The following is a 17387-nucleotide window of genomic DNA, read 5'->3' as shown; positions in this document are numbered from 1 at the left end:
ATCTCATTAATTTGCGGTTTATTTTGAACAAAAAAATGTGTAAAGCCTATTTCTATTATCGAATATTGAATTTAGTGTTCGTTCTGTTGAAGAATCGTCACATCCAACGGGTTCTAGACAGGTATTCAGCATGAAACAGCACTACATTCGCAGCCAACAGCAGATCAGCTTCGTCAAAGAGATGTTCTCCCGCCAACTCGCCCAGCAGCTGGGCCTGATGGAGGTGCAAGCCCCCATTCTGAGCCGGGTCGGAGATGGTACTCAGGACAACCTGTCAGGCAGCGAGAATGCGGTGCAGGTCAAGGTGAAGACACTCCCCGGACACAGCTACGAAGTGGTTCACTCCCTTGCCAAGTGGAAGCGCCAGACCCTGGGTCGCTTCGGCTTCGGCCCGGGTGAAGGCATCTACACCCACATGAAGGCACTGCGCCCGGACGAAGACAAGCTCACCCCCATCCACTCCGTCTACGTGGATCAGTGGGACTGGGAGAAGGTGATGCCGAGCGAGCGCCGCGATCTCGCCTATCTGCAAGAAACCGTGCGCGGCATCTGGGCCGCCATCAAGGCCACCGAGCGTGCCGTCTGCGCCGAACACGAACTGACTCCCTTCCTGCCGGGAGAGATCCAGTTCCTCCACAGCGAAGCGCTGCTGGCCCGCTACCCGGATCTCGATGCCAAGGGGCGCGAACGCGCCATCGCCAAGGAGCTGGGTGCAGTCTTCCTCATCGGCATCGGCGGCGCACTCTCCCACGGTGAGCGTCACGATGTGCGCGCCCCGGACTATGACGACTGGAGCAGCCACAGCGAACTGGGTCTGGCGGGTCTGAACGGTGACATTCTGGTGTGGAACCCGGTGCTGGAAGACAGCTTCGAGATCTCCTCCATGGGGATCCGGGTGGACGCAGAGGCCCTGCGCCGCCAGCTCGCCATCACTGGTGATGAAGGTCGCCTGCAATATGACTGGCACCAGGATCTGCTGGCAGAGCGGATGCCGCAGACCATAGGGGGCGGCATAGGCCAATCCCGTCTGGCCATGTTGCTGCTGCAAAAAGAGCATATAGGTCAGGTTCAGGTCGGCGTTTGGCCCTCAGAGATGAAGGCCGCCATCCCTGGCATGCTGTAAGCAAGATGATTCAATGGGTCTGACCCGCATGCTGCGGCGTTCAGGTCAGGCCTGACAGGTGTGTGGCCGCCCGGGATGAGAGAGCGCATCACGGGCATGCTGTAAGGAGAGGATCATTCCGACCCTCTGCGAAACCGGGGCTTGCCCCTGCGACCCGCTCAACCCACGTCAGGTCGCATGACTACATTCCTCCCGGCAATCTTAGGATTGCCGTTTTTTTTATGGCGGAAATACATATGCGAACCCCGCACCTATGTTGGTCTGCCGTGGCAACCCCACTTTCCGCTTGCCGGTGCAATGGCAGGCAAAGAGGCTTTCCACTCCCTCCTGTTGCAGATACATACCCAACGCCACCGCCCGTTGCGGGCCGGAAAACTTCAGGTGAAGGCCACCGATGACGGCATGCACCCGCTCATCACCGCACACCTCCCTGGCCCGTTGCACTATGTTCTCGACCCCGGAGTGGCCGCAGCCGATGAAGATGATGAGTCCACGTGGGCTCTTGTAGGCCAGCGCCGAATCATCCGATATGGCATCCTTCTCTATTCGCCCACCTCGCAATATGTAACCAAGCAGTGAAGGGGTTGCCCTGTCGCGCCGCGAAATGCTCCCGAGGAACACCAAACGATCAGAGAGCCACACTGGCTCGGCGGAGCAGTGGGGGAGAAGCCCCTTTGCGCTCAGCGACTCCCGCTCAAGATCCCCCGAGAGGCGATAGAGGTTGCGGCGCAAGAAGGGGAGCGATAGAAAATAGCCACGCTCGCAGAACACATCCGGACAGGCGATCAGAGGAATAGCTGGTGAGTAGAGGGGTAGCGAACCAATACCGCCCACATGATCATAATGACCATGGGACAGCACCACGTGGGTGAGCGAGGCGAGATCGATCCCCATCACATCAGCATTGTGTTGCAACACCTGACCACGGCCGCTGTCAAACAGCACTTTGAGGCCATCGCACTCCAACAGTAACGACAGCCCCTTTTCAGGCAAGCAGCCGGGTAGATGCACATCATCATCCACCAAGATGGAAAACTTCATCATCTCAATCCCCCAGAAAACAAAACGCAGGCACAGGGCCTGCGTTTTTCATCGACAATCCCATTACTGGGTCATGGTCAGGCCGTTGCTGTCGGCCCCCAGCAGCAGTTTCTTGCCGGGAACGATGCGACCGGAGAGCAGTGCCTGGGCCAGCGGGTTTTCCACCTTGTGCTGGATCGCCCGCTTGAGGGGCCGTGCCCCGTAGACGGGGTCGAACCCGGCATGCACCAGCTTCTCGAGCAGCGCCTCGCTCACCTCCACCTCGTAACCCTGGGCCTCCAGACGACCCATCAGGCTCTTGAGCTGGATGCGGGCAATGGACTTGATGTGATCCTCGCCGAGCGGATGGAACACCACTGTCTCATCGATCCGGTTGATGAACTCCGGTCGGAAGCTGCGGGTCAGCACCTCCATCAGCAGGGCCTTCATCTCGTCGTAATCCTTCTCGGAGTGGTGCTCCTGGATCAGATCCGACCCCAGGTTGGAGGTCATGATCACCACAGAGTTGCGGAAATCGACAGTGCGACCCTGACCATCGGTCAGACGGCCATCATCGAGCACCTGCAGCAGTATGTTGAACACATCCGGGTGCGCCTTCTCCACTTCGTCGAGCAGGATCACCGAGTAGGGACGACGGCGTACCGCCTCGGTCAGATAACCCCCCTCCTCGTAACCCACGTAACCGGGAGGTGCACCCACCAGACGGGCCACACTGTGTTTCTCCATGAACTCGGACATGTCGATCCGCACCATGGCATCCTGGGTATCGAACAGGAACTCGGCCAGCGCCTTGCACAGCTCTGTCTTGCCCACCCCGGTCGGCCCGAGGAACAGGAAGGAACCTATGGGCCGGTTCGGATCGGAGAGCCCGGCACGGGAGCGACGAATGGCGTTGGAGACGGCCTCGACCGCTTCCTCCTGACCGATCACCCGGCTGTGCAGCTTATCTTCCATCCGCAGCAGCTTGTCACGCTCCCCTTCGAGCATGCGTGCCACCGGAATACCGGTCCAGCGGGCCAGCACATCCGCTATCTCTACGTCGGTGACGCGGTTGCGCAGCAGGCTGGTCTCCTGCATCTCTGCCTGGGTGGCGAGATCCAGCTGTTTCTCCAGCTCGGGGATACGGCCGTACTGCAGCTCTGACATCCGGCCCAGATCGCCGGCACGACGGGCGACATCGAGATCCTGACGGGCCTGTTCCAGCGCCGCCTTGATGTGCTGGGTACCGGCGAGGGCAGCCTTCTCGGCCTTCCACACTTCGTCCAGCTCGTTGTATTCCCGATCCTTTTCGCCAATCTCCTTGCTGATGAGATCCAACCGCTTGCGGCTGGCATCGTCATCCTCTTTCATCAACGCCTGCTGCTCCAGTTTCAACTGGATGATGCGTCGCTCAAGCCGGTCGAGAGACTCCGGCTTGGAGTCAATCTGCAGACGAATGCTGGCGGCGGCCTCGTCGATGAGGTCGATGGCCTTGTCCGGCAGCTGGCGATCCGCGATATAGCGATGAGACAGCTGGGCTGCCGCCACAATGGCGGGGTCGGTGATCTGCACATGGTGGTGCAGTTCATAACGCTCTTTCAGGCCGCGCAGTATGGCGATGGTGTCCTCCACGCTCGGCTCTTCCACCAGCACTTTCTGGAAGCGGCGCTCGAGGGCTGCATCCTTCTCTATGTACTGACGGTACTCATCCAGCGTGGTGGCACCGACGCAGTGCAGGTCGCCACGGGCCAGCGCAGGCTTGAGCATGTTGCCCGCATCCATGGCGCCCTCGCCTTTACCGGCGCCGACCATGGTGTGCAGCTCGTCGATGAAGAGGATGACGTTGCCCTCCTCCTTGGCCAGATCGTTGAGTACAGCTTTCAGCCGCTCTTCAAACTCGCCGCGATACTTGGCACCGGCCACCAGGGACCCCATATCCAGCGACAATACCCGCTTGTTCTTGAGCCCTTCCGGCACTTCACCGTTGATGATGCGCTGGGCCAGCCCTTCGACAATGGCGGTCTTGCCGACGCCGGGGGCACCGATCAGCACAGGGTTGTTCTTGGTCCGGCGTTGCAGCACCTGTATGGTGCGGCGGATCTCTTCGTCGCGACCGATCACCGGATCCAGCTTGCCGAGTTCGGCCCGCTCCGTGAGGTCTATGGTGTACTTCTCCAGCGCTTGGCGATTCTCCTCGGCGTTGGCATCATCGATCTTTCTGCCGCCACGCACCTTGTCGATGGCAGCTTCGAGTTTCTCTTTGGTCAGCCCCTGGGCACGCAGCAGCTCACCCAGGTTGCCCTTCTCGTCGAGGGCCGCCAGCACGAACAGCTCGGAAGAGATGAACTGATCCTTGCGCTGCTGGGCCAGCTTGTCACAGACGTTGAGCAGGCGACCGAGGCCGCTGGAGAGCTGAACATCGCCCTCCACGCCGCTCACCTTGGGCAGTCGATCCAGCTCAATCCCCAGGCGTGAGCGCAGGGTATTGATGTCCATCCCGGTCAGGGTGAGCAGTGGACGAATGGAGCCGCCATCCTGATTGACCAGCGCTGTCATCAGATGGACGGGTTCGATAAATTGGTGATCACGACCCAGTGCAAGAGACTGGGCATCGGAAATAGCAATCTGGAATTTGCTGGTAAGACGATCGAGGCGCATTGCACTCCCCCTTCAAGGCAGACGCCGCTTGCGCGGCAAACAACATAACTTTCTGACAAGAAAGATGAGGCCCGTACGGGTTATTTCAAGGGCAGGGGCTGGTTATTTTTTCTGCAAGGCGGGGATGGGCTGGATCCCGGCCCTTTTCCGGAGAAAAGAGCCGGGCACAGGCTATTGTGCCAACCAGACAAGTGATGCCATGCGGCCCGTCTGGCCATCGCGGCGATACGAGTAAAACCGCTCGCCATCGCCGAAGGTGCAGTACTCGCCACCGTAAACGGCGCCGACCCCGGCACGGGCCAGCCGCAGCCTGGCCAGCAAGTAGATATCCGCCAGCCATTTCCCCTCGTTGGATGAAGGTACGAATGCAGCTTCTGCTTCGGCCTGCTGCGCCATAAAGGCGTCGCGCACTTCGCCCCCCACTTCGAAGGCCCCGGGGCCTATGGCGGGGCCAAGCCAGGCGAGGATATCGGCAGGATTGCACCCCATGGCCTGAATGCTGGCTTCCAGTACGCCACCCTGCTCATTGCCCAACAATCCGCGCCAACCGGCATGGGCTGCCGCCACGACAGTGCCGGCTCTGTCACAGAACAACACCGGCAGGCAATCGGCTGTCATCACTATGCAAGCCAACCCCGCCTCATGGGCACAGGCTGCATCGGCATCCGGCACGACATCATACTGCTTGCTGACCTGATGCACTGCGGTGCCATGCACCTGATTGAGCCAGCTGAGGGACCCGGGGATCTGCGCCGCCTGCTGCAGGCGGGCCCGATTGTCCTCAACCCGCGCCACTTCATCACCCACATGGGCTCCCAGGTTGAGACCGGCGAAGACACCCTGGCTCACACCGCCATCCCGGGTGGTCGACAGCGCTCTGACACGAGCCGGTGCCGGCCAGTCGGGTTCGATCCATTTCATCTGAGGCTCCTCTCACATTTCTACATATAAAAACGGGGCTCCTTCGCTGTTGCCAGTCAAGGAGCCCCGTTTCAGGCATGCTTCAAGGCCGGGCAACGGCAGAAACCGTCGCGGACAGCCTTGTTTATCAGCTCATCAGTTCCAGACCAAATCATCCGGATTGGCGAGGGTATCGGCCCGCATCACTTCCATCAGATCCAGCATGTCCTGCGGCGTGGGCGAGTGCCACTGCATCACTTCCCCCGTGATGGGGTGAGCCAGTTGCAGCATGGTGGCATGCAGCGCCTGACGGTTGAAGTTACGCAGCGCCAGGGTCAGCTCGGGTGTCGCATTGCGCAGCGGGCGCAGACGACCACCGTAGGCGGGATCCCCTACCAGCGGATGCTTGATGTGAGACATGTGTACGCGGATCTGGTGGGTACGACCGGTTTCCAGTCGCAGACGCAGACGGGTGTGGCCACGGAACTTCTCATGTACCCGATAGTGGGTCACGGAAGGACGGCCATTGGGCACCACGGCCATATGGGTACGCTGGGTAGGGTGACGACCTATGGGGGCATCTACCGTGCCACCTGCGGTCATGTGACCGATGGCGATGGCTTCGTACTCACGGGTGATCTGGCGCGCCTGCAGCGCTTCCACCAGATGGGTCTGGGCCGGTACCGTCTTGGCCACCACCATCAGACCTGTGGTGTCTTTGTCCAGACGGTGCACGATACCGGCGCGAGGCACCTCGGCGATGTCGGGATAACGGTGCAGCAGGGCGTTGAGAATGGTGCCATCCGGCGTGCCTGCGCCCGGGTGAACCACCAGACCGGCCGGTTTGTCGATCACCAGAATGTGTTCATCTTCGTAGACGATGTTGAGTGCTATGTCCTGGGCATCCCAGCGGGTGTCATCTTCCAGCTCGACATCTACATGCACCTGTTGCCCGGCAAGTACCTTCTCGCGCGGCGTGTTCGCAACCTGACCGTCCAGGGTCACTCTGTCCTGTAAAATCCACTCCTTGATGCGGGTTCGGGAGTAGTCTGGAAACAATTCGGCCAGGGCCTGGTCGAGTCGCTGCCCGAATTGGTGATCCTGAAATTCGCCTGTCAGTTCAATATGCTGGCTCATGTATGGTCTCTTGAGCGGGGGGTATCAATTCGAAATAATCCGGGTATTCTAGCTTTTCTTTTAGCCAAGCATAACGGATACTTTGCCAATTTCGTGGAAATGGACCGGATGTTGTTGATGGGAAAGAAGTCTCACCTGCTGATGTCACTCGCCTTGGTCGCTACCTTGATCACAGGCTGTTCCAGCACAAAACCCAAGGTACCCGACGAACCGCCGGAGACCCTGTACCAGAAAGCACGCCTCAAGCTGGATGCCGGTAACTATGTGAATGCTATCGAGTTACTGGAAGCTTTGGACTCGCGCTATCCTTTCGGCGCCTACTCCAACCAGGTTCAGCTTGACCTGATTTACGCCTATTACAAACAGGACGATACCGCTCAGGCGATCGCCAATATCGACCGTTTTATCCGCCTCAATCCGGCGCATAAAAATATCGATTATGTGTTCTATATGCGCGGTCTGACCAACATGGCCGGCGATTACAACTTCTTCCAGGACTTCCTGGGCATCAATCGGGACGATAAAGACCCCTCTTATGCCCGTCAGGCCTTCCAGGACTTCAAGACACTGTTGCAGAATTATCCCAACAGCGTCTATGCCGCCGATGCCCGTGCTCGCATGATCGGCCTGAAGAACCGCCTTGCCCGCTACGATCTGAGCGTGGCCGAGTACTACGTGAAGCGTGATGCTCTGATCGCCGCCGCCAACCGTGCCAAGCTGATTGTCGAGACCTATCCCGACACGGCTGAAACCGAAAAGGCGCTGGAGATCATGGTCGAGTCTTACGACACGTTGAAGATGCCGGCCCTAGCTCAGCATGCCCGCGAAGTGCTGGCCAAGAACTACCCGGATAACCGCCTCGGTCGCGGCTGAGTGAAACGGCTAGACCGGTAGCAACAAAAACCGATGCCCAGGCATCGGTTTTTTTATGTCTGCAATTTACCTGCAGAGTGCAACTGGCATGACAGCGCCGTGTACGCGCCGCCATCTTCAGTCAGCTACTTGGCCACATTGCCCGCCACATTGAGTACATCCCAGGTGCGGGAGGAGAGAGACGGCGCATATATGCAGTGTCGTCATACCCTCGCTTTTTATTTGGCGACGTTGCCCGCCACATTGAGCACGTCCCATGTGCGGGAGAAAGGCGGCGCATAGGCAAAGTCCAGCATGCCGAGCTGCTCGGTAGTGACCCCCATTGTGATGGCGACCGCCAGCGCATCGATGCGGTGTACCGCCCCCTTGCGACCCAGGATCTGGCCCCCCAGCAGGCGTTTGCTGTCCGCCTCGTAGACCAGCTTGACGTGAATATCGGACTGGCCTGGGCAGTAGTTGGTGTGACACTTGTCCTTGATGACGACGGTGCGGTAATCGATGCCCATCGCCTGGGCTTCTTGCTCAGAGAGACCAGTGCGACCCGCCTCCAGCCCCAGCACCTTGAGCGCCGCAGAGCCTAACGTGCCCGGGAACACCTGCTCGGCCCCGGCCAGGTTCTCGCCCACCATGCGCCCCAGCTTGTTGGCTATGGTGGCGAGCGGTACATAGACCTGCTGCTGCTTGACGCTGTGCCAGACACTGGCGCAGTCGCCAGCCGACCAGATGTTGGCCAGCGAGGTGCGGCCCTGCTTGTCCACCTCGATGGCACCATTGGCCAGCCGCTTGATGCCGGTGTCGGCCAGGAACTCGGTGTTGGGCTTGACCCCGGTGCAGACCACCACTATATCGGCCTCATACTCTCCCTTGTCGGTACGCACGCCGGTCACCCTGCCATCCCCCAGCAAAGCCTCGACTCGCTCACCCAGATGGACACAGACCCCTTGCTCGCGCAGCTCGGTTTCGATGTGCCGGGTGATTTCGTTGTCGAAGGCATCCGGGATGACCCGATCCGCCAGTTCGATGAGGCGCACTTCTTTACCCTGATGCACCAGCGCCTCAACCACTTCAAGTCCGATAAAGCCGGAGCCGATCACCAGGGCCCGGGTATTTCGCTTGTCCTGCACAGCCCCCTTCAGCGCCAGACCGTCGGCCATGCGGCGCAGGCCGAACACCCCTTGCTGCTGCAGGCCGGGAATGGGGGGCATCACTTCACGGGCACCGGTGGCGACCATCAGACGATCGTATGTGTCGGTGAAGACATCACCCTGGTGCTCCACTTGCACAGTACCGGCGCTGGCATCGAGCGACAGCACCCTATGGCCCGTCTTGACCTCGATCCCCTTGGCGGCGAACTGCTCGGGGGTGAACTCGGCCATGTATCCCGGCTCCTGAAACTCGTCGCCGACAAAATAGGGCAGGCCGCAGGCACCGAAGGAGATCACCTCGGACGCCTCATACACCACAATTTCAGCATCCTTGGCCAGACGGCGGGCCTTGGCCGCCGCACTCATACCAGCGGCTTCGCCACCTATGATCAGGATTCTCATACTTTCTCCTTTCAATGGCAGAGGGAGGGCATGCCCTCCCTCTGGTCTATCGATGGGCAGGGGCTGGCTCCTGCCCTGGCAAGCGGGTCAGATGGTGGACTCTTCGCCGTCCAGACACACTGCGCGCTCGCTGTTGAACACCTGCATGTCTGTCTCGCCCAGCAAGCGGCTGGTGACAGTGCCCGCAGTGATGGAACCGGAGACGTTCAGGGCGGTACGGCCCATGTCGATCAGCGGCTCGATGGAGATGAGCAGGCCCGCCAGCGCCACCGGGAAGTCCAGGGCTGAGAGCACGATCAAGGCGGCGAACGTCGCACCACCACCTATCCCGGCCACCCCGAAGGAGCTGACAGTGATGATGGCGATCAGCGTCATGATGAAACCGGGATCCATGGGATTGACCCCCACAGTGGGAGCTATCATCACCGCCAGCATGGCCGGATAGATACCTGCGCAGCCGTTCTGGCCGATGGTGGAGCCGAAGGAGGCGGCGAAGTTGGCGATCCCCTCTGGAATGCCGAGCGCCTTGGTCTGGGTCTGCACGTTCATCGGGATCGAGCCCGCACTGGTGCGAGAGGTAAAGGCAAATGCCAGTACCGGCATGATCTTCTTGAGAAAACGCAGCGGATTGATCCCCACCAGCCCCACCAGCAGCAGATGCACGGCGAACATGATGGCAATGGCGCCGTAAGAAGCCATGACGAAGTTGAGCAGGTTGAGGATGTCGGCATAGTTGGAGCCGGAGACCACCTTGGCCATCAGCGCCAGCACGCCATAGGGGGTGAGGCGCAGTACCAGAGTCACCATCCGCATCACTATGACGTGGGCCACCTCCATGAAGCGGCCGAAGCTCTCGAAGATCTCGGGTTTCTTGCGGGCTATGCCGGTGGCGGACAGACCGATGAAAATGGAGAAGATCACCACGGCTATGGTGGAGGTCTTTCGCGAACCTGTCATGTCGAGGAAGGGATTGGCCGGAATGAATTCCAGCACCATCTTGGCAAAGGACATGCTTTCGACGCTGCCGAGGGTGGTCTGCAATGCAGCGCCCCTGGCGGTCTCGGCGGCACCGGCGGTGAGCCCTTCAGCAGTCAGACCGAACAGGTTGGACATCAGTATGCCTGCGCCGGCGGCAAGCATGGTGGTGAAGATCAGCACCCCTATGGTCATGGCGCTGATCTTGCCAAGGGCAGTGCCGCCATTAAGCTTGAGGATGGCCCCTATGATGGAGACCATGATGAGCGGCGTGATGATCATCTGCAGCAGCTTCACATAGCCACTGCCGACGATATCCAGATAGTCGATGGTCTGGCCTATGACCCCTGCACCAGCCCCGTAGAGCAGTTGCAAGGCGGCACCAAACAGTATGCCCAGCCCCAGACCCGCAAACACCCGACGGGTGAAGCTCACATGTTTTTGCTGCAAGCGATAGAGAAACAGCAGCAAGATGGCCGCAATGGCCAGATTACCTATAACGCTAAGAGTCATGACGATATTCCCCAAAATAATCGGGCCGGGCCCGAGGTGTACGGACGAGTGCCCGGTACGCACACTCCTCCCTGAAACTCGCCGCATCGTGGCGGCACGTCCCCCGGTGCAACCGGGGTGACGCAAAACCGGGACATGCCGGGCAGGCACCTCCCTGACATCGACCGCATCGGACGCTCCGTGGCCGGAGTGGCGTCAGCAGACGGAAAAACAGAGGGTGGCCTGCGCCACCCCTTGCATCACTGGGCCTTGCCTTGTTGCTTGGCCCGCATGATGTTGATGATCTCGATATCGGTATCCAGCATCCCCAGTTTGGAGAGGCGACCCAGGTTGGCGATGGTTTCGTCCACGTCGTCGGAGACTATGCCTTCGCTTTGGGGCACGTGCAGATTGTTGATGGCCATCAGCGACGATTTGACTGCCGCCGAGGTGGAGGTAGAGACCTTCATGGAGCAGGCACTGCCTGCGCCGTCACAAATGATACCGGAAACGTCACCGATCATGTTGTTGATGCAGTGACTAATTTGCTCGAACTGGCCGCCCAGCAGCCAGGTGATGGCAGCCCCCGACCCCATGGCAGCCGTGCTGGCGGCGCAGAGGGCCGACAGCTTGTTCTGATGGGTCTTGATGTAGATGGCCACCAGATGGCTCATCACCAGCGCCCGGGTCAGCTGCTCGTCGCTCGCCTTGAGGAAGCGGGCGGCGGCGACCACCGGCATGGTGGCGGCTATGCCCTGATTGCCGGAGCCGGAGTTGGACATGGCAGGCAGCATGGCACCGTCCATCCGCGCATCGGAGGCTGCGGAGGAGAGCCGCATGGCCAGCGTCATCAGATCGTCCGAGAGCAGCTTGCGCTCCACCTGCTCGGTCAGGATCTTGCCGATGCGCAGGCCGTAACCCTGCAGCCCTTCATCCGCCAGCGCCTGATTCATGGTGGCGGCGGCACCGATGAAGTCGATCTCCGCCAGCGGCACCTCCAACGCAAACGCCACGATTTCGCGCAGTGTCATGGCGGGCTTGTCAGACTTGGCGGGCTGGATCTGCACGCCCGGGGCACTGTTTTGCTCCATCAGCACTTCACCATCCAGCTCCATCAAGACGATGCGGGTGTGATCGGTGCAGATCACCACACGGGCACTGTGACCCTCCACCTCGGCCAGTACCTCGGCGTAGAGCACATCCGGCACATCCTTCACGTCCACCTTGATGATGGGCAACAGCCCCTTGGCCTCTTCCACCTGGGCCGGGGTCAGGGTATTGAGCACTTCCAGCCCTGCATCCGGGTTGCCCCCCGTGAACCCGACGGCGGCGGCCACCGGCAGACCTATCATGCCGGTACCCGGCACGCCGACCCCCATGCCGTTCTTGAACAGGTTGCCGCTGACCCAGACGCTGACACGGGTCGGCGTTTGTCCCAGCAGCTTGCGGCAGTTGGCAGCAGCCAGCGCCACCGACATGGGCTCGGTGCAGCCCAGGGCCGGCACCACTTCACGCTTGAGCAGGGTAATAAAGTCGATCCATTGTGCTTTCATTGCTGTGTTTCTCATGTTCTGGCGCCCACGATCGGGCTGTTATTGTTCGTTCAGATCCGCTTTGCGGTTGCGGATATGCAGATAGACGGTATGACGGGAGATGCCGAGCATCTCGGCCACCAGCTGGGCGGCATCCTTGATCTCGAAGATGCCCATGTCGTAGAGCCGGTGCACGATCGCCTTGTTGCGCACGCTGCTGCCGAGGCTCGCATCCTGATCCACCTTGTGGATCACCTGGGCGACCAGATCGTCAACCGAGCTGGCAAAGGTCTCGTTGTTGAGGGGCGCTGGCGCAGCGGGCAGCGAGAAGGTATCGAGCAGGGCCCCGAGCGGCGTCTCCAGGCTGAAGTTCACGCACAGCATGCCGATGGGTTTGCCCTCCCGGTTGCTGATGGTGATGGAGGAAGACTTGAGCAGCCCCCCCTCCCGGGTGCGGGAAAAGTAGCTGCTCCACTGGCTGCCTGCGGCGCTCTGCAATTTGTTGAGGGCAAAGTCGGTGACAGGTGCCCCCTCTTCCCGGCCTGTGATATGGCCGTTGGCGATCTTGATGACAGAAGCGTGCAGGCTGTCAAAAGCGTGCAGCACCACTTCACAACCCGGGCCGAACAGGGCGGAGAGCGCCTCCACGGCAGGTTCGAAGCTGGCGATCAGGTGGCGCTCTTCATCGGTCAACGCACTGGCTTGGCGTAATGGGGTGGCCTGCATCATAGGAGTCATCCAGTCAACTTGGGGTAACGCTAAAGCAATAAGACTCAAATAAAGTTGAGCCGCATCGGTTTTTGCGCAGGCATTATGCCCAAGTGGCAGCAAAGTGCCACAGATTGTGAACGAGAGCACAACAAAAGGACCCGCCTGGTGACACGACTCAACAAACGGGACTTGGCCGCGCCTCAGAGCCCGTAGCGGGTCAGCAGAGCCTGATACTCGGGGGTCTGCTTGAAGGCTTTGAGGGCGAGGGAAAACTGATAGGCCAGGCGCTCGTGGCCGGGTTTATGGGTGAAGGCGAGAAAGTTGCGGTTGTTGTCGGTCACCGTCTTGATGCTATGGCCCACCAGATCCTGCAACCCCTGCCCCTTGAGCAGATGCAACCCCACCCTCTGGTTCATCACAACAGCATCGAGCCGCCCCGCCATCATCATGTGCAATTGCTTGATCATGTTGCTCTCTCCCGTCATGGGAAAGCGGGTGAACTCGGTCGCGGTGAGGAAGGCTTCGCCATAGGCATAATCCGCCTGGGTGCCGATATGCAGCCCCTTGAGGCTGGCGAGGCTCTGGAAGTCGACGGGTTTGTTCAGGGGGAAAAATATCACTTCGCCACTCTGGGAGAGCGGCTCATCCGGATAGTGCAGCCACTCCAGCCGCCGCTCTTCGAAGAAGGCATCGACGATGGCATCCCCGTTCTGGAATCTGGCCTCCTGCAGCACCCGTTTCCAGGGCAGTACCTTGACTGTGGTGCGATAGCCCATTTTTGTGAGTACTTTGCGGGCCAGCTCCAGATCGGCGCCCCCCAGACTGCCGTCGTCCAGCCGCATCACATAGGGCGGCCACAACTCGGTCAACAGAGTCAGGCTCGGCTGTTCGTTCGCCTGTACCGTCCATCCCCACCAGAGGCAGAGCAGGATCCATCCTTTACGCCACATCATGCCGTGATCTCCATCCATGCATTGGCTGAGGATATACCAAAAAGTGAGTAATAAAAAAGGAGGCCGAAGCCTCCTTTTGTCTTTCCTGGCCGACGCTTACAGCGCTTTCAGGATGGCCTCGACGCTGGCCTTGGCATCGCCAAACAGCATCTGGGTGTTCTCCTTGAAGAACAGCGGGTTCTGGACACCGGCATAACCAGTGTTCATGGAGCGCTTGAAGCCGATGACGTTCTGCGCCTTCCACACTTCCAGCACCGGCATACCGGCGATCGGGCTGCCCGGATCTTCCATCGCAGCCGGGTTGACGGTGTCGTTGGCACCGATCACCAATACCACATCGGTATCGTTGAAGTCGTCGTTGATCTCGTCCATTTCCAGCACGATATCGTACGGGACCTTGGCTTCCGCCAGCAGCACGTTCATGTGGCCTGGCAGACGACCGGCAACCGGGTGGATACCGAAACGCACCTTGATGCCGCGATCACGCAGCTTCTGGGTGATCTCGGCCACCGGATACTGGGCCTGCGCCACCGCCATGCCGTAGCCCGGGGTAATGATGACGGAGCTGGAGTTCTTCAGCAGATCAGCCACTTCCTCGGCGCTGGTTTCGCGGTATTCGCCCATCTCCTGGTCGGCCGTGGAGGCCACGCCATCGGAGCCAAAGCCACCGGCAATGACGGAGATGAAGGAGCGGTTCATCGCCTTGCACATGATGTAAGACAGGATGGCACCGGAGGAACCTACCAGGGCACCCACCACGATCAGCAGGTCATTGGAGAGCATGAAGCCCGCCGCTGCCGCCGCCCAACCCGAGTAGGAGTTGAGCATTGAGACCACGACCGGCATGTCGGCGCCACCGATGGAGGCAACCAGATGCCAGCCGAAGGCGAAGGCGATCAGGGTCATCACCAACAGGGCGAAGGTAGAACCACCGGCATTGACGAAGTAGACCATCAGCGCCAGAGAGGCCAGCACGGCCAGCAGGTTCAGCTTGTGGCGATGGGGCAGCATCAGCGGCTTGGAAGAGATCAGGCCACGCAGTTTGCCAAACGCCACCACGGAACCGGTGAAGGTCACGGCACCGATGAAGACGCCCAGGAACACTTCCACCAGATGGATGTTCAGCATGGCGCCGGAGAGGTGCTCGACCTGGGCGACACTGGCCGCCTGCTCGAACGCCGCCCGGGCAGCAGCCAGAGTCGCATCCAGGTTGGAACCGACGGACACCACCACCTCGGCCGGCGCAGACGGGTGCAAGTCGATGAAGCTGTTGAAGCCCACCAGCACGGCCGCCATACCCACGAAGCTGTGCAGCACGGCTACCAGCTCGGGCATCTCTGTCATCTCGACCTTGAGAGCCAGACGCACGCCGATGGCACCGCCGATCACCATGGCCAGGATGATCCAGTGCACGCCACTGGTTTCCGGGTTGAATACGGTAGCGAGCAGGGCGATGGCCATACCCGCGATACCGAACAAGTTGCCATGCTTGGCCGTTTCTTGCTTCGACAGTCCCGCGAGACTGAGGATGAAGAGCACGGCGGCAACGATATAGGATGCTGTTACCAGTCCTTGAGACACGTTAAACCCCCTTAATCCTTACGGAACATCTTCAGCATGCGCTGGGTGACTGTGAAGCCACCAAAGATGTTGATACTGGCAATCAGCACGGCGACAAACGAGAGCGCGGTGACGAGCGTAGAACCCTGACCAATTTGCAGCAGGGCACCGACCACGATAATGCCGGAGATGGCATTGGTGACCGACATCAGCGGCGTATGCAGGGAGTGGGAGACGTTCCACACCACGTAGTAACCGACCACGCAGGCCAGGATGAATACGGTGAAGTGAGACAGGAAGGCAGCAGGTGCCACGGCCGCCACCCAACCGAAGGCGGCGATGCCAAGGGCACCGAACACGAACTTCTTGTTGGAGGGCTGCTTCGCTTCGGCCTTCTTGATCGGGGCAGCTGCGGGCTTCTGCGGCGCAGCAGAGACGGAGATGGCGGGCGGCGGGAAGGTCACTTCACCGGCCTGGATCACCGTCATGTTGCGCTGGACCACGTCTTCGAAGTCGATGGCAACCTGGCCGTCCTTCTCCTTGCACATCAGCTTCATCAGGTTGACCAGGTTGGTACCGTAGAGCTGGGAGGATTGGGCAGGCAGACGACCCGGCAGGTCGGTGTAACCGATCACCTTGACGCCGTTGGGGGTCACGAACAACTCGGTCGGCTTGGTGTATTCACAGTTGCCACCCGTCGCCGCCGCCAGATCCACGATCACGGAACCCGGCTTCATGCTGTCGACCATCTCCTTGGTGATCAGCTTGGGAGCCGGACGACCCGGGATCAGGGCGGTAGTGATGATGATGTCCACTTCCTTGGCCTGCTGGGCAAACAGCGCCATCTCGGCTGCGATGAACTCATCGGACATGACCTTGGCATAACCATCGCTGGAGGCACCATCTTCGCTGCCGAAGTCCAGCTTGAGGAATTCACCCCCCATGGATTCGATCTGCTCGGCCACTTCCAGACGGGTATCGAACGCACGGACGATGGCGCCGAGGGAACCGGCAGTACCGATGGCAGCCAGACCGGCCACACCGGCACCGATCACCAATACCTTGGCGGGCGGTACTTTACCGGCGGCAGTGATCTGGCCGGTGAAGAAGCGACCAAACTGGTGCGCAGCTTCGACCACGGCGCGATAGCCGCCTATGTTGGCCATGGAGGAGAGGGCATCGAGGGACTGGGCACGGGAGATCCGCGGCACCATGTCCATCGCCATCACATTGATGTTGCGCTCGGACAGCTTCTTGACCAGCTCAGGGTTCTGGGCAGGCCAGATGAAGCTCACCAGGGTGGCACCATCTTTAATTTGTGCGATCTCGGCATCGGTCGGCGCGTTGACCTTGAAGATAAGGTCGGCTTGCCAGACGCTCGGTACCACGCTGGCACCGGCAGCCTCGAAGGCGGCATCATCGAAGCTGGCCAGCTGGCCGGCACCGGCCTCGATGGCGACCTCGAAGCCGAGCTTTTTCAGCTGCTCAACGGTGGCCGGGGTCGCTGCGACCCGGGTCTCACCGGCGAGACTCTCTCTCGGTATTCCAATCTGCATGACTATTCCCTGATGGTTAATAAACAATCGCTGCCCAGTGTCGCATTTCTGGCGAAACAAGACATGACCAAAGTGCAGGTCACGGGCCCTTTGTTATGAAAATCAGTAGGCTTTACCTCAACCTCCTGTCATGGTCAGGCCCCCGCTTCTCAGGCGCGAAGGTGATTAGTATCAAATTTTGGAGTTTTATTACAACCGCAGTCCCGATGGTGCGCGTACAGAATTCAGCCCATCCCGGACCTGGATTTAAAAAAACAAACCAAATTAGCGACTTATACCAGTAAAAAGCACTGGAAAAAGTGATCCAACCAGTCAAAAAAAATGTTTTACCGGCCCTCTATCTTAGCGCT

At 59.9% G+C, this 17387-nt stretch carries 13 protein-coding genes; 2 read left to right on the top strand and 11 right to left on the bottom strand.

The features are described 5' to 3' along the window. Positions 1-130: 130 nt before the first annotated feature. Positions 131-1123, top strand: coding sequence for an aspartate--ammonia ligase (gene asnA / locus AC1P02_RS06420; RefSeq protein WP_087756978.1), 993 nt, complete (start codon positions 131-133; stop codon positions 1121-1123). A gap of 219 nt (positions 1124-1342) precedes the next feature. Here asnA and AC1P02_RS06415 read toward each other — a convergent pair whose 3' ends face one another. From AC1P02_RS06415 to rluD, 4 genes are all read right to left on the bottom strand, one after another. Next, positions 1343-2167, bottom strand: coding sequence for an MBL fold metallo-hydrolase (locus AC1P02_RS06415; protein ID WP_059113725.1), 825 nt, complete (start codon positions 2165-2167; stop codon positions 1343-1345). Positions 2168-2227: 60 nt separating this feature from the next. Beyond that, positions 2228-4801, bottom strand: coding sequence for an ATP-dependent chaperone ClpB (gene clpB / locus AC1P02_RS06410; protein WP_485184614.1), 2574 nt, complete (start codon positions 4799-4801; stop codon positions 2228-2230). 171 nt (positions 4802-4972) lie between these two features. Continuing rightward, positions 4973-5722, bottom strand: a complete 750-nt coding sequence (pgeF, locus tag AC1P02_RS06405; protein ID WP_485184612.1) for a peptidoglycan editing factor PgeF — start codon at positions 5720-5722, stop codon at positions 4973-4975. Between the two features lie 135 nt (positions 5723-5857). After that, the gene (rluD, locus tag AC1P02_RS06400; protein ID WP_005318472.1) at positions 5858-6838 is read right to left on the bottom strand and encodes a 23S rRNA pseudouridine(1911/1915/1917) synthase RluD; all 981 of its coding nucleotides are present in this window, start codon (positions 6836-6838) and stop codon (positions 5858-5860) included. Positions 6839-6955: 117 nt separating this feature from the next. Between rluD and AC1P02_RS06395 the strand changes: the two genes are divergently transcribed. Further along, complete coding sequence (locus AC1P02_RS06395; protein WP_034523948.1) at positions 6956-7711, top strand: outer membrane protein assembly factor BamD; 756 nt, start codon at positions 6956-6958, stop codon at positions 7709-7711. Between the two features lie 218 nt (positions 7712-7929). On the opposite strand, the gene AC1P02_RS06390 is transcribed toward AC1P02_RS06395, so the two are convergent. The 7 genes from AC1P02_RS06390 to AC1P02_RS06360 all read right to left on the bottom strand — a co-directional run bounded on the left by AC1P02_RS06390 (position 7930) and on the right by AC1P02_RS06360 (position 17037). After that, positions 7930-9258, bottom strand: a complete 1329-nt coding sequence (locus tag AC1P02_RS06390) for a CoA-disulfide reductase (RefSeq protein ID WP_485184609.1) — start codon at positions 9256-9258, stop codon at positions 7930-7932. 87 nt (positions 9259-9345) lie between these two features. Beyond that, positions 9346-10746 (bottom strand): L-cystine transporter, encoded by a 1401-nt coding sequence (locus AC1P02_RS06385; RefSeq protein WP_485184607.1) that lies wholly within the window; start codon positions 10744-10746, stop codon positions 9346-9348. A gap of 239 nt (positions 10747-10985) precedes the next feature. Next, on the bottom strand, positions 10986-12293 hold the full coding sequence (locus AC1P02_RS06380; RefSeq protein WP_485184605.1) for an L-cysteine desulfidase family protein: 1308 nt from the start codon (positions 12291-12293) through the stop codon (positions 10986-10988). 24 nt (positions 12294-12317) lie between these two features. After that, a complete protein-coding gene (locus AC1P02_RS06375; RefSeq protein ID WP_212541083.1) occupies positions 12318-12986 on the bottom strand; it encodes a helix-turn-helix transcriptional regulator in 669 nt (222 codons plus the stop codon). 182 nt (positions 12987-13168) lie between these two features. Then, positions 13169-13921, bottom strand: coding sequence for a substrate-binding periplasmic protein (locus AC1P02_RS06370; protein ID WP_087756971.1), 753 nt, complete (start codon positions 13919-13921; stop codon positions 13169-13171). Between the two features lie 96 nt (positions 13922-14017). Then, positions 14018-15502, bottom strand: coding sequence for a Re/Si-specific NAD(P)(+) transhydrogenase subunit beta (gene pntB / locus AC1P02_RS06365; RefSeq protein ID WP_005318456.1), 1485 nt, complete (start codon positions 15500-15502; stop codon positions 14018-14020). A gap of 11 nt (positions 15503-15513) precedes the next feature. Beyond that, a complete protein-coding gene (locus tag AC1P02_RS06360; RefSeq protein ID WP_021139838.1) occupies positions 15514-17037 on the bottom strand; it encodes a Re/Si-specific NAD(P)(+) transhydrogenase subunit alpha in 1524 nt (507 codons plus the stop codon). Between the last annotated feature and the right edge of the window lie 350 nt (positions 17038-17387).

It is taken from the genome of Aeromonas sp. TS_SC_11, from assembly GCF_057318915.1.
The sequence above is the reverse complement of the archived record's forward strand: the minus strand, read 5'-3'. Positions and strand labels throughout refer to the sequence as shown.